Source organism: Agrobacterium sp. Ap1, assembly GCF_017313375.1.
Classification (GTDB): Bacteria; Pseudomonadota; Alphaproteobacteria; order Rhizobiales; family Rhizobiaceae; genus Neorhizobium; species Neorhizobium cellulosilyticum.
Window position 1 is genome coordinate 69,213 of sequence record NZ_JAFLMY010000002.1, and the last position, 19,707, is coordinate 88,919.

The 19,707-nt window shown below is 56.8% G+C and carries 20 protein-coding genes; 19 read left to right on the forward strand and 1 reads right to left on the reverse strand.

What is annotated here, in order from left to right; genetic code table 11:
- Positions 1-7 precede the first annotated feature (7 nt).
- From JZX87_RS03785 to rem (JZX87_RS03800), 4 genes are all read left to right on the forward strand, one after another.
- On the forward strand, positions 8-1,264 hold the full coding sequence (locus JZX87_RS03785) for a chemotaxis protein (RefSeq protein ID WP_206824012.1): 1,257 nt from the start codon (positions 8-10) through the stop codon (positions 1,262-1,264).
- Complete coding sequence (gene fliK / locus JZX87_RS03790; protein WP_206824013.1) at positions 1,261-2,730, forward strand: flagellar hook-length control protein FliK; 1,470 nt, start codon at positions 1,261-1,263, stop codon at positions 2,728-2,730. Before JZX87_RS03785 ends, fliK begins: the two co-directional genes overlap by 4 nt.
- The gene (locus JZX87_RS03795) at positions 2,690-3,259 is read left to right on the forward strand and encodes a lytic transglycosylase domain-containing protein (protein ID WP_394353645.1); all 570 of its coding nucleotides are present in this window, start codon (positions 2,690-2,692) and stop codon (positions 3,257-3,259) included. The genes fliK and JZX87_RS03795 overlap by 41 nt, the downstream gene beginning before the upstream one ends.
- Before the next feature lie 267 nt (positions 3,260-3,526).
- Entirely contained in the window at positions 3,527-4,198 is a 672-nt protein-coding gene (gene rem / locus JZX87_RS03800) for a transcriptional activator Rem (protein WP_183823293.1), read from the forward strand.
- Positions 4,199-4,304: 106 nt separating this feature from the next.
- On the opposite strand, the gene JZX87_RS03805 is transcribed toward rem (JZX87_RS03800), so the two are convergent.
- Complete coding sequence (locus JZX87_RS03805; RefSeq protein WP_286194143.1) at positions 4,305-6,587, reverse strand: DUF1217 domain-containing protein; 2,283 nt, start codon at positions 6,585-6,587, stop codon at positions 4,305-4,307.
- Between the two features lie 240 nt (positions 6,588-6,827).
- Here JZX87_RS03805 and flhA point away from each other — a divergent pair, with 240 nt between their 5' ends.
- From flhA to fliQ, 15 genes are all read left to right on the forward strand, one after another.
- Positions 6,828-8,918: a flagellar biosynthesis protein FlhA gene (flhA, locus tag JZX87_RS03810; RefSeq protein ID WP_148148804.1), complete on the forward strand. Its 2,091-nt coding sequence runs from the start codon at positions 6,828-6,830 to the stop codon at positions 8,916-8,918.
- Entirely contained in the window at positions 8,915-9,667 is a 753-nt protein-coding gene (fliR, locus tag JZX87_RS03815; protein WP_148148805.1) for a flagellar biosynthetic protein FliR, read from the forward strand. The genes flhA and fliR overlap by 4 nt, the downstream gene beginning before the upstream one ends.
- 9 nt (positions 9,668-9,676) lie before the next feature.
- Positions 9,677-10,087: a hypothetical protein gene (locus JZX87_RS03820; protein WP_183823301.1), complete on the forward strand. Its 411-nt coding sequence runs from the start codon at positions 9,677-9,679 to the stop codon at positions 10,085-10,087.
- Between the two features lie 142 nt (positions 10,088-10,229).
- Positions 10,230-10,796, forward strand: a complete 567-nt coding sequence (locus tag JZX87_RS31740) for a rod-binding protein (RefSeq protein WP_206824015.1) — start codon at positions 10,230-10,232, stop codon at positions 10,794-10,796.
- A gap of 26 nt (positions 10,797-10,822) precedes the next feature.
- The gene (locus tag JZX87_RS03830; RefSeq protein WP_148148808.1) at positions 10,823-11,191 is read left to right on the forward strand and encodes a hypothetical protein; all 369 of its coding nucleotides are present in this window, start codon (positions 10,823-10,825) and stop codon (positions 11,189-11,191) included.
- Complete coding sequence (locus tag JZX87_RS03835; protein ID WP_206824017.1) at positions 11,188-11,730, forward strand: hypothetical protein; 543 nt, start codon at positions 11,188-11,190, stop codon at positions 11,728-11,730. Before JZX87_RS03830 ends, JZX87_RS03835 begins: the two co-directional genes overlap by 4 nt.
- A gap of 106 nt (positions 11,731-11,836) precedes the next feature.
- On the forward strand, positions 11,837-12,985 hold the full coding sequence (glf, locus tag JZX87_RS03840) for a UDP-galactopyranose mutase (protein WP_206824024.1): 1,149 nt from the start codon (positions 11,837-11,839) through the stop codon (positions 12,983-12,985).
- A gap of 330 nt (positions 12,986-13,315) precedes the next feature.
- Positions 13,316-13,987: a transcriptional activator Rem gene (gene rem, locus JZX87_RS03845; RefSeq protein ID WP_183684948.1), complete on the forward strand. Its 672-nt coding sequence runs from the start codon at positions 13,316-13,318 to the stop codon at positions 13,985-13,987.
- Between the two features lie 217 nt (positions 13,988-14,204).
- Entirely contained in the window at positions 14,205-15,470 is a 1,266-nt protein-coding gene (locus JZX87_RS03850; protein ID WP_183823291.1) for a flagellar hook protein FlgE, read from the forward strand.
- An 18-nt stretch (positions 15,471-15,488) separates the two neighbouring features.
- Positions 15,489-16,934 carry a flagellar hook-associated protein FlgK gene (flgK, locus tag JZX87_RS03855; protein ID WP_206824026.1) on the forward strand — a complete coding sequence of 482 codons (1,446 nt, stop codon included), beginning with the start codon at positions 15,489-15,491 and terminating at the stop codon, positions 16,932-16,934.
- Between the two features lie 2 nt (positions 16,935-16,936).
- Positions 16,937-17,965 (forward strand): flagellar hook-associated family protein, encoded by a 1,029-nt coding sequence (locus JZX87_RS03860; protein ID WP_183823287.1) that lies wholly within the window; start codon positions 16,937-16,939, stop codon positions 17,963-17,965.
- Between the two features lie 48 nt (positions 17,966-18,013).
- Entirely contained in the window at positions 18,014-18,361 is a 348-nt protein-coding gene (flaF, locus tag JZX87_RS03865) for a flagellar biosynthesis regulator FlaF (protein WP_148148138.1), read from the forward strand.
- Positions 18,358-18,804 carry a flagellar biosynthesis repressor FlbT gene (gene flbT, locus JZX87_RS03870; RefSeq protein ID WP_148148137.1) on the forward strand — a complete coding sequence of 149 codons (447 nt, stop codon included), beginning with the start codon at positions 18,358-18,360 and terminating at the stop codon, positions 18,802-18,804. The genes flaF and flbT overlap by 4 nt, the downstream gene beginning before the upstream one ends.
- A complete protein-coding gene (flgD, locus tag JZX87_RS03875) occupies positions 18,798-19,247 on the forward strand; it encodes a flagellar hook assembly protein FlgD (protein ID WP_183823285.1) in 450 nt (149 codons plus the stop codon). Before flbT ends, flgD begins: the two co-directional genes overlap by 7 nt.
- An 86-nt stretch (positions 19,248-19,333) precedes the next feature.
- Complete coding sequence (fliQ, locus tag JZX87_RS03880; RefSeq protein ID WP_148148136.1) at positions 19,334-19,600, forward strand: flagellar biosynthesis protein FliQ; 267 nt, start codon at positions 19,334-19,336, stop codon at positions 19,598-19,600.
- Positions 19,601-19,707 lie beyond the last annotated feature (107 nt).

The window sequence follows — 19,707 nt, forward strand, 5'->3', positions numbered from 1 at the left end:
AGCGCTGATGTTCGCTCGCAGATACTGGTTTGTTCGCTCCACGCTTCTTGCGGCCGCGCTGGCTGCAGGAGCCGCCGAGACGCGCGCCCAGGACCAGTCGCTCGATGCCTATAAGATCTTGAGGTCCCTCCAGTTCGTCCAGGATTCGCTGGTACTCGGAGATCACTCCGCCTCCGATCTCCAGCGTTATCTGCTCGATTCTCTCGACAAGAGGCTGCGATCTGCAGACAACGGAACGCTTGCGGATACGCGCAATGCAGACGCAGTCTTCGTTTACGTGATGAGTGGCGGTAATCCCGCCACCTTGAACTTCCTGGCATCCCGCGACACTCAGGGATATCTCGACGCGCGTGTCGTCAACGTCCTGCAGAAATATCTCGACGGCCGCGGCGGGCAGGTTGCAAGCTCGATCGCCTCTCTCTCCCAGGAATATCAGGGCTCACCGATCGGTCCCTATCTCAATCTTGTCGCCGGCAACGTCAATTATCCGACTGATCCGACCGCCGCGTTGATCTTTTACGATCGCACCCGCATCGATGCACCGGGCACGATCCTGGAAGAGGCGGCGCTGCGCCGCTCCATCGTCGCGAGCGCAAGTCTGAAGGATGTCGATCGGGCTTTCGGCTATTCTGTGCGGTATGCGCGGCGTTTTCTTCATTCGCCTTACGCCAGCCAGTTCGCTGACCTCTTCGTCGACCTCGCGGTAACCAGCGCGCCGGGGCTTGGACACGACCGGGTTTCAGAAGTGGCCGACCTCATGGATCCGGACCGCGCCCAGGAGCTTTACCTGCGCATATCACGACTGGCGACGCTGAAGGGTAAATATGATCTGGCGAGCTATACGGCTGAAGAGGCACGCAAATTGAATGATGTGCTTAGCGGCAAGGGACGCACGCTACTCCCCGGCCTTTACGAGCATATTGCCAAGGTTCCGTCTTCAAATGTTTCGCAGGTGGTCGACCAGCTTTCATCGATTCCCCGCGAAGGTCTTTCGGATCGCGACCGGGCACTTCTCGATGCTGCGCAACGCGTCGGCGAGGAGATTGTCAGGCCTGTGGATATCAGCGGCAGCGGCGAAGACACCCCTACGCCCGATGGCAACACCCGGATTGCCGATGCCAAGCCTGATCCGACGACTGCAGGCTCAGTTGTGCCGAATGCTGCGACCGCGACAAATGCGGCCGTTGACGACTTCGTCACGCAAGGCCGAAACAAGCTGGGTGAGATAGATTCGCTCCTTGCGAAGGAGATTGGGGGTCGATGATGAATGTAGTGAACAATGCCTTGCCGGCGAGCGCGGATGTTTCAACCGCAGCTTCCTCTGCGTCCAACAAGGGTACGCGGACTTCCAAGGACGACGGTTTCGCCAAGACGCTCAACTCTTATGGCGACGGCCAGGGCCAGCGCGAAAAAGCCGCCGCGGCGAATGACGATGGCGCGGCAACCGCGACACAAGCCGGACAGGACCAGCCGGATACCGACGTCGCCGCCGAGCCGAAGGCGACTGCAAACGCTCGTCCGTTCGCGATGACCGTCGAAACGATGCTTTCAAAGGCCGTTGTTCAGGCCTCGGATGCGATCACTCCGGAGGCCGTCGTTGAAATGCCGGTCGAGGGGCAGGACGCGGAGCCGCAAGTGCCTGTCGACGTTGCCGATCTCGATACGGCGGCAGACCTTTTGGCCGACCTGCAGGCGGCAATGCCGGTCAATACGAAGGGTCCGAGCAGCCCGGTTCGCAACACCGCCGCCGATCAGGCCAAGACAGACAAGACGGACACCGATGCCGCAGACCCGGATGCTGCGGACGACGCGCTGGCATTGCTCCAGTCGCTTCCGGAAACGGCGTCTGCCCAGACTGTGCAGTCGGACATTGCCGGCGATCAGCTGCCGGTACAGACGGATTCCGCTGAAATCGATGTAGACACGGTAACAGCACAGGCCGGCAATGCTGCTCTGTCCTTGAAGGACGCAGCGGCAGGAACGGCCACGAACACCGTGGCGACGGATACAAAAACCAGCCAGCGTCCAGCTGCGACTGCCGCCGATGTTGCCCCGGCGGTTCACGATGCGCTGGAGCATGACAGCGAGCTTTCGGTCGACATGGAGACGCCCGCCGTACAGGTCACCGAGAACCGTCGATACATCGGCATGGCACCGAGCTCCAACGCGGTCTCGCTGGCAACCGCATTTGGTCAGGATCCGGATTGGTCGGCTGCCATGAACCCGAGCGCAAAGCTGTCCAACGAGGCGCTTTATGCCAGCACGGGCAAGGTGGTGAATACGCTCAAGATCGAACTCAATCCCAATGACCTCGGGCATGTGACGGCAACGATGCGCATGGTCGGCGAAGAGCTGAACATTCATCTCACCGTCGAAAGCAGCAAGGCCTATCGGCAGCTCATGCACGACAGTTCCACGATGCTCGATAACCTGAAGTCACAAGGTTACAGCGTCGACCAGATCACGGTCAGCATTGCGAGTGGAAGTAGTTCGACTTCGTCCGACAAGGGCAGCGATACATTCGCCAACAGCCGGCAGTCTTCCGATATGGGACAGGCGCAGCAGCAACAGCAGCAGAACGGCCGCCAGGGCGGCAATACGAGTGGCGGTCTGACGGATACGTCGGACATCGGTACGCGTATCAGCTCTTCCGGAGGTAAGGATGAAGGTTCGGCTCAAGGCGCGGGTTCTGGCGGCGCTGGTGCTCGTCCCGACACCGTTTATCTCTGATAGGGGGGAAGCCGCGGTCGGCGCCAGCCTCGCTTGCGAACGGCAGATACAGCGCGCCGCTGCACAATATGGCATTCCGGAAGGCATACTCTATTCTGTCGGTCTCACCGAGACAGGGCGAAAAGGCTCGCTCAGTCCCTTTGCCTTGAATGTCGAAGGCAAGGCATTCTTTCCCGGTTCGCTGCAGGAAGCCTTTACTCAGGTTGCTGCGTCTCGGGGGCAGGGGGCAAAGCTGATCGACATCGGCTGCATGCAGATCAACCTCATGTATCACGGCGCGGAATTTGCCTCCTTACAGGATATGTTCGATCCGGCCCAGAACGTCGCTTATGCCGCACGTTTTCTGCGGCAGCTATATGATCGGCACGAGACCTGGACGATGGCTGTTGCCCGTTACCATGCCGGGCCGAACAATGACCCGGCGCAGCAGCGATACGTATGTCGCGTGATCGCAAACCTGGTCGCTTCGGGATATGGGCAGTGGACCGCAGGAGCGACGAATTTTTGCGCTGGCGGCAACTGGAAGTAGATTGCCTTTCCAATTTACATCGCGCCTTTGATCTGGCAGCAATGAGGCGTGTCAAACAGGGGCATGCCGAATCCTGTTATGAATCTGTCAAAACCCACCGAAAAAATTGTGCCTGTTTTGGTTTATGCCACTACATCTAGTGCAAATCGGAGAGGTGTGGTTAATCAATTATTAATTAGTCCCCACAAGTTCCTATAATTGTGGCTGACTCTCACGATTCGTACTCATGCCTCAGCACATGAACGCTGCTGATTCGGAGATGGGTGAATGATCGTCGTGGTTGATGAGCGAGAGCTCGTAACGGAAGGTTACACATCCCTGTTCGGCCGCGAGGGCATCCCCTCGGCAGGCTTCGATCCCGTCGAGTTCGGCGAGTGGGTCAACTCCGCAGCCGATGCCGATATCCGCGCCATCGAAGCCTTCCTCATCGGCCAGACCAAGAACGCCTGCGATCTGCCGCGCGCCATCCGCGATCGTTCCACCGCACCGGTCATCGCCGTTTCCGATCAGCCGTCGCTCGATGCGACGCTGGCGCTGTTCGATGCCGGCGTCGACGACGTCGTCCGCAAGCCGGTTCATCCGCGCGAGATCCTGGCGCGCGCCGCTGCCATCCGTCGCCGCCTGACCGCCATCGCCAACTACACCGATATCGGTTCGATCCGCGTCTATTCCGACGGTCGCGATCCTGAGATTGGTGGGGAAGTCTTTCCGCTGCCGCGCCGCGAGCGCCGCATTCTCGAATATCTGGTCGCCAATCGCGGCCGACGTGTTTCCAAGGCGCAGATCTTCTCGGCCATCTACGGCATCTTCGACGAGGACGTCGAGGAAAACGTCGTCGAGAGCCATATCAGCAAATTGCGCAAGAAGCTCCGCAAGAAGCTCGGAATCGACCCGATCGATTCAAAGCGCTTCCTCGGGTATTGCATCGACTGGAATTGATGGCGGCACAGCATGGTGCTGTCCTGTTCAACGCAAAAACACCGCCCGATCGCTTTGGGCGGTGTTTCTATTTGAGATGACAGAAAAAGATGGAAGAAGCTCTTCGCTAGCGTGCCGAAAGCTGGGCCACGGCCAGCAGCGTGTCAGCGCTGATCGAGGAGGAGCTGCCCTGAAGAATGGAAAGGGCAGCCGAGTCCGTTGCGCCGTTCTGGCTGTCGTAAAGTGCGGTGAAGCGTTGAATGACCTTCTGCACGTAGTCCGGATCGGACAATTTATCGAGCTCGACGAATTTCTCGACGGTCGCTGCCTGCTTCTCAAGCTCCTGGCTGGAGAAATAGGTCGACAGATTGTAGGCTGTCTTGAAAAAGTTGAGCAGCGCTGAATCCCCAAGGATGTCGTAGGCACTGGTGATCGACGAGGCCTTGCGCTCGAAATAGAGAGCAAGTCGAACGCCCTCGTTGGAATCGCCCTGCTCTTCTTCCAGTGTCTGCCGATAGTAGTTACTGACAGTCTGGAAAACGTCGCCCCTCTGCTGGACCGTGCCAAGCGTATCGGATGTCAGGTTACCTTCGGTGTCGAAATTGAAGGAAGCGACGATCTTGGCGAAGCTCTTGTTGTCCAACTGGTTGACGTAGCTCTTCGGATCGTCGAGATCCGAAGCGAACATCTGCTGCAGCTCGTCTTTTGTGACGCTCTTCGGATCGATTTCCTGGCTCTCGAGCAAGAAGTTGACGAGCCTGCTGTCCGATAGAAGTTCATCGACAGTCGAAATCGATTCCATCTTCTTTTCGAAATACTCGATCTCGTCAGTGGCGGTTTCGCCCGCTTTTTCCCTCTCATCGCCCTTCAGGAAGCGTGTCTTGAGGCTGAGGTAATCCGCGGTAAAGTCCTGAGTTACGTTTTCCGACTGTGCCAGAAGTGGGGTGTCGACGTCGCCCTTCGTATCGAAATTGAACGCTTTGACGAGGGCCACATACCGCTCGTCATCCAGCTGATTGGCGTAGCTGTCCTTGTCTTCGAGATTGCTGGAAAGGATCTTGCGCAGGGCCGTCATTTTGACCTCACTTGGGTCGATGCCGAAGGCGCGCAACGCGACATCCCATATTTCGGTAACGTCGTCGTTGTTCGCATCGTCGTCATCTGCATTCGACTTGAAGAAGTCATCAATGCTTTTGACGTCGGCGATGCGGGTCTCGAAATTGGAGACGGCATTTTCCACCGCATCGGCCTGGCTGGCCTGGAATGCCGTTTTGTACTTGGCCTCGAGATTGGTCGCCTGTTCGCTGGTCTGCGCCGAACCACCGGCCGCAACCGTTCCGTCGGTCTGGAAACTGAAATAATCCAGTAGCTCAGTATTGCCGATCGTCTCGGCGAATGTCCGGCTGTACATCATACTGGCAACGCTCGATGCCATCATCGTGTCGCGCAGTCCGAAAGCGGTTTTGACATACTCCAGAAGCCGCGCGTCCGAAGTGATTTCGGAGGCGCTTCCGGCCTCGGCAACGTGTTTTTCCCAGTAGGACTGGTTTGCGTCCAGGAGCAGGTCGGAGGGATAGGTCGACTTGTTGTAAATGTAGTCGAGCCGCAGATCCGATGTCTGTTCAGCGCTCTGCGCGGTCTCGCCTGCAGCGACTGTGCCATCGGAGCTGAAATTGAAAGCCGCAGCCAGTTCGCGCCAGGCATCGTTGCTCGCCTGATTGGCAACGCTGTCGGGATCGTTCAGATCGCTTGTCAGGACCTGCGATAGATAGTTCTTGGAGGTGTATTTCGCGTCGAGCCCGAACGATTCCAGCACGTATGTGCGCAGCCTGTCATTGCCGATAATGTCGTTGACATGATCGACGCTACCGATCTTGCTCTGGAAATAGGACACCTCGGACTTGATGTCCGTTTCTTCCTGGGTAAACGAATCCTGGTAGGCCGTAACGAGGTTCTCGGTCTGCGCCGATGTCTGTGCCTTCGCCGAATCGCCTGAGAAATTGTAGGCCTTGGCGAAATCCGCGTATCGGGTGTCGGTGAGTGAATTGGCGAAGCTGGAATCGTCGTTAGGATCGCTTTCCAGCACCTTCTTCATGAAGGCCTTGGCATAGGTCATCTCCTCGAGGCCGTAAGCCTTCATTGCATAGGAAAACAACCTGTAATCGTTGACGAATTCCTCGGCCGTGGTGACTTTGCCGATATTTTCTTCGTAATAGTCCGTGTTGCTTGCAACATCACCCTGGCTTGCAACGCGCGACAACGAGGAATTGATGTCCCTGTTGAGGACAAGATAGCTCGTATATGTGGAGAATGCGCTTGATACCATGCGGATGGAAGCCTTTTGCTTGCTGCAATGGCCGATATCATGGCCCAGACTTGCGCTTCCATCGCGCACACGTCCACCGGGCATCCTTGCCCTCGGGACTTAATTCGTGATGAACGTAGCTGAAAAATGCTCTTGTGTCATCCCCGTCCGGCCATCAATTCCGGGAATGGCTTAACGCGCCGTCACTCTCACGCAAGCTTCGCTTTCTAGATTTTACCCAAACCGGCTGGCTGTCCGATGTTGCGACGGCTGTCCGAATTCAAGGACTTTGGAAGCGAAAGCGCCTCAGGCGGTTTCCGCATCTCATGACGAGACGGAGCAGAAATGGCCACCCCTCAGAGTATCCTGCCGTTGCCGAAGGTCGCGCCGAAGGGCCGTGACATCGGTTTTGCCGTCGGTATAGTCACGATCCTTTGCATTCTCTTCCTGCCGATCCCGGTCTTCATGATCGACGTGGGGCTGGCCTTCTCCATCGCCTTCGCCGTCCTCATCCTGATGGTTTCGCTCTGGATTCAGCGCCCTCTGGATTTCTCGTCCTTCCCGACGATCCTTCTGATCGCCACCATGATTCGTCTGGCGCTCAACATTGCGACAACGCGCGTCATCCTCTCCCATGGACATGAGGGACATGATGCGGCTGGCGGTGTCATCGCCGGCTTCTCCAGTCTGGTCATGTCCGGCGACTTCGTTATCGGTCTGATCGTCTTTCTGATCCTGATCGTCGTCAACTTCATCGTTATCACCAAGGGCGCCACGCGTATCGCGGAAGTCGGCGCCCGCTTCACCCTCGATGCCATTCCCGGCAAGCAGATGTCGATCGATGCGGACCTGTCCGCCGGCACGATCGACGAGAAGGAAGCCCAGCGCCGCCGTAGTGAACTCGAAGAGGAAAGCTCTTTCTACGGCGCGATGGACGGTGCCTCGAAATTCGTTCGCGGCGATGCGGTCGCAGGCCTGTTGATCACCGCGATCAACATTTTCGGCGGCATCATCATCGGCTATTTCCGTCACGGTATGGAAATCGGCGAAGCAGCCGATGTCTTCGTCAAGCTTTCTGTCGGTGACGGTATCGTAACCCAGATTCCGGCTCTCATTGTCTCGCTCGCAGCCGGCCTCATCGTAACGCGCGGCGGAACCAAGGGCTCCACCGATACGGCCGTTATCGGCCAGTTGAGCAGCTATCCCAAGGCCATGTCGGTCGCTGCGGGCTTGATGTTCGTTCTCGCGCTCATTCCGGGCCTGCCCCTCCTGCCGTTCACCGCCCTTGGTGGTCTTCTGGCCGCTGGCGCATGGCTCGTTCCCCGCCAGATCGAGGCGCAGAACAAGCTCCTGCGCGAGGAGGAGGAAAAGAAGGCCGTCCAGAAACAGGAGGTCGAAAAGGACACAGTCAAGAACGTCCTCAAGACCACCGAGATCGAGCTGGCGCTCGGCAAGCTCGTTTCGCCGCGCCTGCTGGGAGCCCATCAGGAACTTGCCTTCCGCGTCAGCAAGATGCGCAAGAAGTTTGCCGTCCAGTACGGTTTCGTCGTACCCGAGATCAAGGTCAGCGACGATATCGCCATCCCGGACAAGTCCTACCAGATCCGCATCCATGGCACGACGGTCGCCGCAAGCACGCTGCGTGTCGGTGAAGTGCTCGTCATTACCGGCAAGCGCCACAAGCCGTCGGTTCCTGGCGACGAGGTTCGCGAACCCGCCTTCGGCATGCCGGCGGTCTCAGTTCTGGAACATTTCGTCGAAGATCTGAAGCGTGAGGGCTTCCACCCGATCGACAACATCTCTGCGCTGCTGACGCACGTGAGCGAAGTGATCCGCAACAATCTGCCGTCGCTTCTGTCGTTCAAGGATGTGAAGATCCTGATTGATCGCCTGGACCCGGAATACAAGAAGCTTGCCGACGAAATCTGCTCGTCTCACATGTCCTATTCCGGCCTGCAGGCCATCTTGAAACTGTTGCTGGCCGAGCGCGTTTCGATCCGCAACCTGCATCTCATTCTCGAAGCGGTGGCCGAACTCGCACCGCATCTGAAGAAGGCCGAGCAGATCGTCGAGCATGTGCGTGTCCGCATGGCGCAGCAGATTTGCGGCGATCTTTCCGACAACGGCGTGCTGCGTGTCGTCCGCATCGGTACCAAGTGGGACTTGATCTTCCAGCAGGCGCTCAAGCGCGACGCCAAGGGCGAAGTGATCGAATTCGATATCGATCCGCGCCATCTGGAAGAGTTCAGCAACGAGGCAAGCAAGGTTATCCGTGAATTCATGGACGAGGGACTGCCTTTTGTACTTGTGACCCTGCCCGAAACGCGCTCCTATGTCCGCATGATCACCGAACGCCTGTTCTCGACGCTTCCGGTGCTCTCCCATGTCGAGTTGGCAAAAGGCACGGAAATCAAGATACTCGGTTCGATTTCATGATCCCCGATCCCCAGGGCGCCATAATGGCGCTTTTCCTGGCATTCTGCCGAATAGGTGGATGCGTGATGGTTATGCCAGGGTTCTCGTCGGCGCGTCTGCCGATGCAGATCAGGCTTTTTCTGGCGCTGGCGTTATCGCTGGCGCTTTTGCCTTTGTTCTGGGATATCCTCTATCCGCCCGCCTCGGCCGCCCCCGAAGTCTTCATCGTGACGATCTTCTCCGAGACGATGACGGGCGTCATCTTCGGTCTCGTCGCACGTATCTATGTTCTCGGTATCCAGTTTGCGGGTGCGATAATCGGCATGGCCATTTCGTTCAATGCCACGCCTTCGGGAGACATATTCGAAGACAGTTCCGACAACTCGCTGACCAGTCTTCTGGCAACGGGCGCGCTTCTCATCCTTTTTGTTCTGGATTTCCACCATTACATGATCAAGGAGCTGGCCGAATCCTATCAGAGCATTCCGGTGGGGTCGTTGATCGGTTCGCAACGCTCGCTGGTCAGCCTGACGGACACGCTCTCCGCGTCTTTCATGATCATGCTGAGGCTGGCGAGCCCCTTCATCCTTTATGGTCTGCTGTTCAACGTGGTCGTTGGCCTCATCAACAAGCTGGCGCCGCAAATCCCTCTCTACTTCATTTCCACGCCTTTCGCGCTGGCAGGCGGTATCCTGCTGATTTATTTCGGCATAGCGGCAATTCTCGACCAGTTTGCCGATGGCTTCTTCGTCATCTTCGGCAATCTATAGGAGCGGACAATGGCGGATATGGACAGATCCAAGAAGCTCAAACGTCTCGTCAGCGTCCAGCGGCATATGGAGAAGATGATCGAAAACGAGCTTTCGGTTATCGTTCGCCAGCGCGAGGAAGTGAACACTGCAATGGAATTGACGGCGAATGTCATGACCTCGCTCGACCCGATCCATCGCGGTCTTTCGCGCCATTATCTGGGCCGTTTCTCACGGTTGGCAACGGAAGAAAAGCAGCTTATGGCGGCCCGCCGCTCTCAGGAAGCGCGCCTGGCAAAGGAGCGCAGCAAGGGAGATCGGCTTGATGAGCGCCGCAAGGAGGCCCTGGAACAGGAGCAGCGTGCTCGCGAGGACGATGCCGTCATCAACTTGCTTGAGATGATGATCACATTGAAGGACACCAGCTTCCAGCAAGGTTAAGGTGGCAACATTCCCCTCGATTTTACAGCGTCGTGCGCCATTCATCGGTTCAGGCAAGACGCTGTGACACTGAGGTCTGCGCATCGCAAGCCCGGAAATCGAAGTCGATTTCCGGTCGGCGCGCAAGCAAGAGGGAAACGACGTGGCCATATCTCCTTCCAGCGATCTTGTCCTCGACGTAGTCAAGGCAGCCGATCCGAACAGCATGTTGGCAGCGCGCGAAAAGCTGCGTTTTGTAAGTGCTGAACATCAGGCATCCGTGCTGACGGCCAGCAATGCCGGTTTTGCATCTGTGCTGGGCGCCGGTGCAAGCGATGCATCCAAGGCGGGCATCGGCAATATTCAGCACGCTACCGGCAAGGAGCCGATTCCGGAAGTTTACCGGAAGTTCGAATCGAGCGTCCTGACGACCTTCCTCAAGGACATGATGCCTTCCGACAGCGAAGCTGTTTACGGCAAGGGCTCTGCCGGCGAGTTCTGGAAGAGCATGATGGCCGAACAGATGGCGGATTCGGTTTCCAAGCGAGGCGGCATCGGCATCGCGGAACAGGTCTTTGCGCAGGCGCTGAACAAGCAGCGTCTTGAAGTGCCCAACAACACGACAGACGGAAACGACAAGGCCAAGGCTGTCAGCATGATTACGGATTTCGAACGCCGTACGCTGCTGTCGCCGGGCGCCATCAAAAAAACTGATAACGACGCGGCTTGATTGAAATGCCGAGGGAGAACGATTCCATGGAAGTGCTGAACAGCGAGTACCGCATCAAGGCGGTTCTCGGTCGTCTTGACGTGATCATCGAAAACGAAAACCAGCGGATCGGCACCGATCCCGAGTTCGATTTCAAGCTCTCGAATGCGCACAAGAGCCGCTGCCTTTACGAATTGACCATGCTTTTCCGCAACAGCGAGCGAAATGACATCACGGCGGCCCATCTGGAGCAGCTGCATGCGCTCAAGGCCAAGCTGAAGTTGAACGAACGCCGCGTGGAAGCTCATATGCGTGCTGTACGCGCCGTTGCCGAACTTCTGAAGAATGCCGTTCGCAGTGCAGACGACGACGGCACCTATTCCCAGGAACAGTTCCTCGTTCGGGCCGATAGATGATCAAGATTGTCCTGATCGGCGTCTGGGTATGCATAATCTCGCTTGGCGGGGTATATGCGGCTGTGACCTTGTCGGCGAAATCCGGCGTAGAAGTTGCCAAACCCGTCATTCCCCCGGCTTATGTGGCAGGTGAAACCCTGAGCATCCCCGTGGTGACGGAAGGAGCTGTGACCGGTTACTTCCTCACCAAGGTCTCGGTGATGATCGATCAGGAGAAGGCTGCAAACACGCATATCCCGATCGCGCCCTACATCACGGATGAGCTCTACACCGTCCTGGTGGGTAACAAAATGATCGACCTGCCGAAGGTGGGTGACCTGAATGTCGAGGGTCTGAGAGCCAAGATCAAGGACGACCTCAACGCCCGAGCCGGGGATGCATTGGTGACCGCGGTGATTTTCGAACAGCTCGATTATCTCTCCAAGGCGGATCTTGCCGGGAAGTCGAACCAGAAGATGGCTTCCAAGAAAATCATTGCGCCAGAGCCTGCTCCTGCCGGCACAGCCGGCGGTGCGGCTGCGCCGGCGCAATCGCACTAGAGCGCACCGCACTTTGGTTTCTTGTTTCCAGGCATGTCTTTCCCGCAAATTCCGGGATCACTTCGAGAGACATGCTCGGGCGGGTTCGGGAATTTAGGGGGGCACAGTGCCGAAACCAGTTCTGATCGTCGGCGCCGGTCTGTCCGGTGCCGTCATCGGCCGCGAGCTGGCAGAGGCCGGTCACGTCGTCCACATCATCGATCGGCGTTCCCACATCGCTGGCAATTGCCACACTGCGCGGGACGAAGCGTCCGGCGTGATGGTCCATGTCTACGGGCCGCATATCTTCCACACCAATGATGATGAGGTGTGGCGTTACGTCAACCGGCACATGACGTTCATGCCCTATGTGAACAGGGTGAAGACGACGAGCGCAGGGCAGGTCTATTCGCTGCCCGTCAACCTGCACACGATCAACCAGTTCTTTGGCAGGACCTTCAGGCCGGATGAGGCGCACGACTTCATTCAGTCACAGTCTGACCCGTCGATCGGTGAACCGGTGACATTCGAGGATCAGGCACTCAAATTCGTCGGACGCGAACTCTACGAAGCGTTTTTTGAAGGATACACGCGCAAGCAGTGGGGATGCTCGCCTGCGGATCTGCCCGCCAGCATCCTCAAACGACTGCCGGTGCGGTTCAGCTACGACGACAACTACTTTTCGCATCTCTATCAGGGCATGCCGGAGCACGGTTATACCGAGATGGTCGCGCGTATTTTGTCGCATGACAACATCTCCATAGAACTGGAGCGGAATTTCGTCCGCAGCGATGCCGGCGATTTCTCACACGTGTTTTATTCCGGGCCGCTCGACGGTTACTTCGACTACGAGCTCGGCCGGCTTGGATACCGCACCCTTGATTTCGAGGAGTTTCAATACGACGGTGATTATCAGGGTTGCGCGGTGATGAATTACGCAGATGCCGATGTCCGTTACACACGGGTTACCGAGCATAAGCACTTCTCTCCCTGGGAAAGCCACGAACGGAGCGTATGTTACCGGGAGTATTCGCGGGAATGCGGTCCGGATGATGAGCCATATTATCCGATAAGGCTGAGTGGCGAGCAGGCGCTGCTGGCGCAATACGTGGCGCGTGCTCGCTTCGAGCAAGGCGTCACCTTTGTCGGCCGCCTCGGCACATACCGTTATCTCGATATGGATGTGACGATCCGTGAGGCGCTTGATACCGCCCGATCCTGTATCCGCGCATTCGCGGACGGCTCACCACTCCCCGCGTTCAATATCGAGCCGTAGAAATGGTGCCTCTTTACCGTGTCGGGGTGGATGAGTAACAAACATATCCGCAACCAAAAGTAGTTTTTTGATCGCGGATTTTCTCCCGTCACGAGTCCGGCGATAATGAGGCGTGTCAAACGGAGTCTCGTTGGCATCAATCATTCTAGCGCGATATCCACCGAAAAAATTGTGCCTGTTTTGGTTTGCGCCACTACATCTAGTGCAAATCGGAGAGGTGTGGTTAATCAATTATTAATTAGTCCCCACAAGTTCCTATAATTGTGGCTGACTCTCACGATTCGTACTCATGCCTCAGCACATGAACGCTGCTGATTCGGAGATGGGTGAATGATCGTCGTGGTTGATGAGCGAGAGCTCGTAACGGAAGGTTACACATCCCTGTTCGGCCGCGAGGGCATCCCCTCGGCAGGCTTCGATCCCGTCGAGTTCGGCGAGTGGGTCAACTCCGCAGCCGATGCCGATATCCGCGCCATCGAAGCCTTCCTCATCGGCCAGACCAAGAACGCCTGCGATCTGCCACGCGCCATCCGCGATCGCTCCACCGCACCGGTCATCGCCGTTTCCGATCAGCCGTCGCTCGATGCGACGCTGGCGCTGTTTGATGCCGGCGTCGACGACGTCGTCCGCAAGCCGGTTCATCCGCGCGAGATTCTGGCGCGCGCCGCTGCCATCCGTCGCCGCCTGACCGCCATCGCCAACTACACCGATATCGGTTCGATCCGCGTCTATTCCGACGGTCGCGATCCTGAGATTGGTGGTGAAGTCTTCCCGCTGCCGCGCCGCGAGCGCCGCATTCTCGAATATCTGGTCGCCAATCGCGGCCGACGTGTTTCCAAGGCGCAGATCTTCTCGGCCATCTACGGCATCTTCGACGAGGACGTCGAGGAAAACGTCGTCGAGAGCCATATCAGCAAATTGCGCAAGAAGCTCCGCAAGAAGCTCGGAACCGACCCGATCGATTCAAAGCGCTTCCTCGGGTATTGCATCGACTGGAATTGAAAAATGTAAAGGGCGATCAGGATCGCCCCTTTTTTGTTTTCCGGCCGGCAATGATTGTCCGGCCTTTTCCGATTGTTTCGACTGCCGGTTTTCCATCAACCCGTTGGGCATCCCGCCGTCGAAAAATGTTTTTCAAATTTTCCATCCATCCTTTTCAGACAGCTTCACGCAAGGACCGGCACCTAATGTGGAGCAACTATCACAGCGAGGATTCGAAATGAGCATTTTTGGAACCATGAAGACCGCCGTTTCGGGCATGAATGCTCAGGCTAACCGTCTGGGGACGGTCGGTGACAATATCGCGAACTCGAGCACGACAGCCTACAAGGGCGCTTCGACCTCGTTTTCGTCACTGGTTCTTCCATCCACTTCCGGCAACTACAACTCCGGCGGCGTGGAGACGAAAGTTTCCTACTCCGTTTCGGAACAGGGTGCCTTGGAATACACCACGTCCGGATCTGATCTCGCGATCCAGGGTGAAGGTTTCTTCATCGTCCAGGATACCGCTGGAAACATCTTCCTGACGCGTGCGGGTTCGTTTACTCCCGATGAAAACGGCTATCTTGTGAACGATGCCGGCTACATGCTTCTCGGTTACGACGCCGATGGAGGCACGCCGACCACCGTCGTCAACTCCTATGACGGGCTGGTGCCGGTCAAGGCTTCCAACTCGAGCATCACGGCTGTCGCAACGACCAACGGCTCGCTCACCGGCAACCTCAACAAGTCGGCGGATCCTGTCGCTGCGGGCAGCTGGGCAAGTGATAACGGTGCTACCACCGATGTCGACATGGACAGCATGCTAAAGACCTCGGTGACGACCTATGACGAGTACGGTGCAGCTGTAACCTACGATTTCTACTTCACCAAGACGGCCGATAACTCTTGGGAAGTCGCAGTTTACAATGCTGCCGATAAGAGCACGACCGGCAGCGGCAGCTTCCCGTATTCCGGCACGGCCGTGACCGCCGATCTGGTGTTTGATTCGAAGGGTCTGGTCAGCGTTGACGGCGCGACCTCGCCGCTGTCGATCACCGTTGGCGGCATTGACTTCGACCTTTCCGGCATGAACCAGCTTTCCAGCGCATCGGTAATCTCCAAGGGTAGCGCCAACGGTAGTCCGGCCGAGTCTATGACCGGCATCGAGATCGATTCGGATGGCACGGTTTACGCGACCTACGCCAAGAGCGATCCGAAAGCCCTCTACCAGATTGCGATGGCGACGGTTCAGAGCCCGGACAATCTCAAGCTTTTCTCGGGCAACGTATATAAGCCGACCGCAGACTCAGGTGTCGTCACCATCGGCTTTGCCGGCACCACCGGCTTCGGCGAGATCGTTTCCGGTGCCCTGGAAACGTCCAACGTCGACCTCGCAAGCGAACTGACGGAAATGATCGAATCGCAGCGTAGCTACACGGCGAATTCCAAGGTATTCCAGACCGGCTCTGACCTGATGGATGTTCTCATCAATCTCGCCCGTTAAGGCGTAGGAGCCAGCTGAATGTCCATCGCATCCGCAATCAATACGACGAAATCGATCCTGAGCAACACCGCGACCCAGACGGCCACGGTGTCGACCAACACGTCCAATACGAACACTGAGGATTACAATCGTCGTACTGCGGTCACGACGACGAACCCCTATTCCGGTGCGACTACGGTCAAGCTGGAGCGTACCGAGGACGCGGCCCTTCTGAAGCAGACATTGTCGGCAATTGCAGACGATGCAGGTCAGCAGGCTTTGTTGAAGGGGCTCGTATCGCTCGATGCGGTGATGGGCGGAAGCGAATCTTCGGCGACGCCTTCGCAATATCTGGCGGCTCTTGTCGAGTCGCTTGATACTTATGCTACGTCACCGAGCGACGTAACATTGGCAGCGGCCGCAGTAGCGGCGGCTGGCGATCTTGCCAACTCCCTTAATCAGCAGACATCAGCCGTTCAGGGGCTTCGCGTCCAGGCGGATTCGGAGATTTCGACGACCGTTGATAAGTTGAACCAACTCTTGAAGGATTTCGAGAAGGTCAACGACAAGGTCAAGGAAAAGATTGCGAGGGGCGAGGATGCCAACGATGCACTCGACACCCGCGAAGGCCTTGTAAAGCAGATATCCGAGATCGTCGGCGTCACGAGCACCGTCCGTGATGGCAACGACATGGTGCTTTATACCAGCGGCGGCATCACCCTGTTCGAGACGGTGCCACGCGAGGTAACCTTCGATGCCAGTGCGGTTTTGTCTGCGGACGGACCGCCAGGCAACGCCGTCTATATCGATGGTGTCTCGCTTGCTCCGGGCAAGGGCAGTAGTACCAGCGCCAGCGGCTCGCTTCAGGCGCTGCTGCAGTTGCGCGACGAAGTCTACCCGACCTATCAGGATCAGTTGGACGAGATTGCCCGCGTTACGATGTCGGTCTTTGCCGAGGTGGACGGTGCAGGTGATGAAATCGCCGGCCTCTTCACCACCAAGGACGGATCGACTATCGATTTCAATAACCCGGATATCGTCTCCGGCCTGGCGGGCCTGATCACGGTCGATAGTGACGCGCAAGCCGATCCGACTAAGCTGAGAGACGGTAATATTTCCGGCGTAAGCCAGAATACTGAGAATGCTGCCGGCTTCTCGGATCTCCTTTACAAGTATCTTGCAGGTTTCGAAGAGACCGTCGATTTCGACGGCGATGCCGGAACCACAACCCGTGCCACGCTTCTGGCTTATTCGACCGATTCCGTCGGCTGGGTTCAGGAATATCGAAGCAACGCCAGCTCGGCTGCAGAAAGCACCTCTGCCATGCAGATGCGGGCGAAGGAAGCCTATGCCAATGCCACAGGCGTCAACCTCGACGAGGAGCTTATTCTCCTGTTGGACATCGAGCAGTCCTACAAGGCAGCCACGAAGCTGCTTTCGACGATTGACGAAATGCTCAGCTCACTAATGCAGGCGGCTAGCTAGTTATGAAAACAACGTCTATCTCATCTCTCGCCATTAGTCAGTCTATGCAATCGACCGTCTCCACTGCGATGACGGAGATTACAAAGCTGCAGGATGAGGCGGTTACCGGTACCTATTCCGATGTCGGGCTGGAACTTGGAACCCGTACCTCGACAAGCCTGGATTATTCGCGTGAAAGCAGCCGCCTTCAGTCGGTCATCGATGCGAACTCCTTCGCCGAGACGAGAATGGAAGGATCGCAGCTTGCGCTGACCAACATCTCGGATGCAGGGCAGACACTGCTGGATGCCTTGACGGCGCTCAGTGGCAATTCCGATGTAAACAGCCTCAAGGTTTCCGCCGACAGCGCAATGTCGGTGCTGGAGAATTTCGTCAGCTACGCGAACACTGCAGTTAACGGCGAATACCTCTTTTCCGGCATATCGACGGATGTGCAGACTTTCGACGATGATTTCATCGCCAACGTGACGGATGACTTCAATACGGCGTTCACCAACTTCAGAACGGCAAACGGTATCGCCTCGGCCGGTGATGTGACCGCCGGCCAGATGACCCAGTTTCTGTCCGATTATGAGACATCTTTCAACTGGGCGTCCTGGACCAACGCGTCTGACACCGTAATGACGACGCGCATAAGTTCTTCGGAAACCGTAGCGACATCAACCAGCGCCAATTCCGAAGGTTTCAAGAACCTTGTCCTCGCTTCTGTGGTAGCGTCGCAGCTATCGAACGCCGGCCTCGGAAGCGGAGCCTTGTCCGTGGTTAGCCAGAAGGCAACGCAATATGCCGGCACCGCAATCTCCGGCGTGACTGCTCAGCAGTCAGCACTTGGTTTGTCGCAAGAGCGTATCGACAAAGCGAACACTTATATGAGCAACCAGATCAAGATCATCGATACGCAGCTGACGGGCTTGGTGGGTGTGGATACGGAGGAGGCCTCTGTGCGGTTGTCGACACTGCTGAACCAGGTTGAAACCTCTTACTCGATCACATCTCGAATCCTGGGCATGAGCCTCGCTGATTATCTCTAGTCATCGGCATGTATGTCCGATGCCCGCTCTACCATGAAGGGTAATTGAATGTTTCAGTTTTCATACGCGGAGATCATGGAGGATGATCTCACCGTCGCCCGCGAACGAGAACGCCAGATCCTGACAAGATCGATCGAACTTTTGGAAGTGGCCAAGCAGAGCGCCAAATACGACAAGGATTCGATCGAAGCTGTCTACTACACGAGACGGGTATGGATCAGGTTGATCGAGGATCTGCGGAGCGCCGACAATCAGCTTAGTGTGGAAGTCAGAGCCAATCTAATATCGATCGCAATATGGATACTGAAGGAGTTGGAAAACATTCGCCGACGAACGTCTACCAACTACCAGGGTATCATCGACATAACCATCATCATTCGGGATGGACTTAAATGAAAAGTACGCTACGCCTTTCGCTGAAATCCGGGGAAAAGATCTTCGTTAACGGTGCCGTCCTGCGGGTGGACCGGAAGGTTTCGATCGAATTCCTCAACGACGTGACGTTCTTGCTGGAAAACCATGTTCTTCAGCCCGAGCAGACCACGACGCCACTTCGGCAGCTTTACTTCATCGCCCAGATGATGCTGATCAACCCGGAAGGCAAAGAGCACTCCATGGCGCTCTTCCGCAAGTCGATTACCATGCTGGTGGCCTGCTTCCAGAACGAGGAAGTTCGTGCTGAATTGAAGCGGATCGACACCATGGTATCCTCGGGTCGTCCCTTTGACGCACTGAAGGCCATCCGTGCCCTTTATCCTGTCGAGGAAGCCATTCTCAACAAGAATGAGATCACGCCCGCAGCCGTTATGGAACTGCGAAAGGAAATTGCGCTATGGTGACCGTTACTTCCGCAACGTCGACGACATCGACGGCGTCCACCTCGACATCTGCCTCGGCCACCGCTTCGGCCGCGGCATCGCTGGATTACAACAGCTTTCTCAAGCTGCTGATCACGCAGATGCAGAACCAGGATCCGACCGATCCCATGGATGCGACCGAGCAGGTTTCCCAGCTCGCGACATTCTCGCAGGTTGAGCAGACGATCAAGACGAACTCCAATCTGGAGAGCCTGATCAGCCAGTCCAACCTGTCGAACGCGTCGAACTATATCGGCAAGACGATCACCAGCGCAGATGGCAAGACCACAGGCGTTGTCGCTTCGGTCGAAGTAACGTCCGATGGTCTCACGGCCAAGACGACGGATGGCAAGGAAATCAGCATTGGAGAGGGCATAACGATCTCCACGGCGAAAACCACGACAACAACCGAAACTTCCGCTTAAACTAAGCGCACGAATCCCTTAGAGCTGGGACGGTCGATTTGCGACGACCGTGCGGCCGTCCAGGCGCCTATGAAGGGTAGAATGTCATGAATGAGGCCGATGCGCTCGACATTATGCGCAACGCCATCTGGACGATCCTGGTCGCTGCAGGACCGGCTGTTCTTGCAGGCATGATTGTAGGCGTGACCATCGCCCTGATCCAGGCCTTGACTCAGGTGCAGGAAATGACGCTCACCTTCGTGCCCAAGATCGTTGCCGTCATGGTCGTTATCGGCCTTTCGGCGTCTTTTATGGGCGCACAGATTGCCTTGTTTGCGGATCTGGTTTTCTCACGCGTACAGAGCGGTTTTTGAAGCCTGCGGGCTTGCACCTTATCTGTCTTCCTTTTTTCGACGGTCATCTTAACGTCTTGTCTGTGGCGCTGCATCGCGCCCGTGAGGCTCGCAATTCGGACCGGGTT

Excerpts from the sequence above, each read along its gene's own strand:
- JZX87_RS03860 (WP_183823287.1), top strand. The coding sequence starts at position 16,937 with ATGAAAACAACGTCTATCTCATCTCTCGCCATTAGTCAGTCTATGCAA.
- JZX87_RS03830 (WP_148148808.1), top strand. The coding sequence starts at position 10,823 with ATGGAAGTGCTGAACAGCGAGTACCGCATCAAGGCGGTTCTCGGTCGT.
- fliQ (WP_148148136.1), top strand. The coding sequence starts at position 19,334 with ATGAATGAGGCCGATGCGCTCGACATTATGCGCAACGCCATCTGGACG.
- flhA (WP_148148804.1), top strand. The coding sequence starts at position 6,828 with ATGGCCACCCCTCAGAGTATCCTGCCGTTGCCGAAGGTCGCGCCGAAG.
- JZX87_RS03805 (WP_286194143.1), bottom strand. The coding sequence starts at position 6,587 with ATGCCCGGTGGACGTGTGCGCGATGGAAGCGCAAGTCTGGGCCATGAT.
- flaF (WP_148148138.1), top strand. The coding sequence starts at position 18,014 with ATGTTTCAGTTTTCATACGCGGAGATCATGGAGGATGATCTCACCGTC.
- fliK (WP_206824013.1), top strand. The coding sequence starts at position 1,261 with ATGATGAATGTAGTGAACAATGCCTTGCCGGCGAGCGCGGATGTTTCA.
- flgK (WP_206824026.1), top strand. The coding sequence starts at position 15,489 with ATGTCCATCGCATCCGCAATCAATACGACGAAATCGATCCTGAGCAAC.
- JZX87_RS03850 (WP_183823291.1), top strand. The coding sequence starts at position 14,205 with ATGAGCATTTTTGGAACCATGAAGACCGCCGTTTCGGGCATGAATGCT.
- JZX87_RS03785 (WP_206824012.1), top strand. The coding sequence starts at position 8 with ATGTTCGCTCGCAGATACTGGTTTGTTCGCTCCACGCTTCTTGCGGCC.
- flgD (WP_183823285.1), top strand. The coding sequence starts at position 18,798 with ATGGTGACCGTTACTTCCGCAACGTCGACGACATCGACGGCGTCCACC.
- JZX87_RS03820 (WP_183823301.1), top strand. The coding sequence starts at position 9,677 with ATGGCGGATATGGACAGATCCAAGAAGCTCAAACGTCTCGTCAGCGTC.
- rem (WP_183823293.1), top strand. The coding sequence starts at position 3,527 with ATGATCGTCGTGGTTGATGAGCGAGAGCTCGTAACGGAAGGTTACACA.
- JZX87_RS03835 (WP_206824017.1), top strand. The coding sequence starts at position 11,188 with ATGATCAAGATTGTCCTGATCGGCGTCTGGGTATGCATAATCTCGCTT.
- rem (WP_183684948.1), top strand. The coding sequence starts at position 13,316 with ATGATCGTCGTGGTTGATGAGCGAGAGCTCGTAACGGAAGGTTACACA.
- fliR (WP_148148805.1), top strand. The coding sequence starts at position 8,915 with ATGATCCCCGATCCCCAGGGCGCCATAATGGCGCTTTTCCTGGCATTC.
- flbT (WP_148148137.1), top strand. The coding sequence starts at position 18,358 with ATGAAAAGTACGCTACGCCTTTCGCTGAAATCCGGGGAAAAGATCTTC.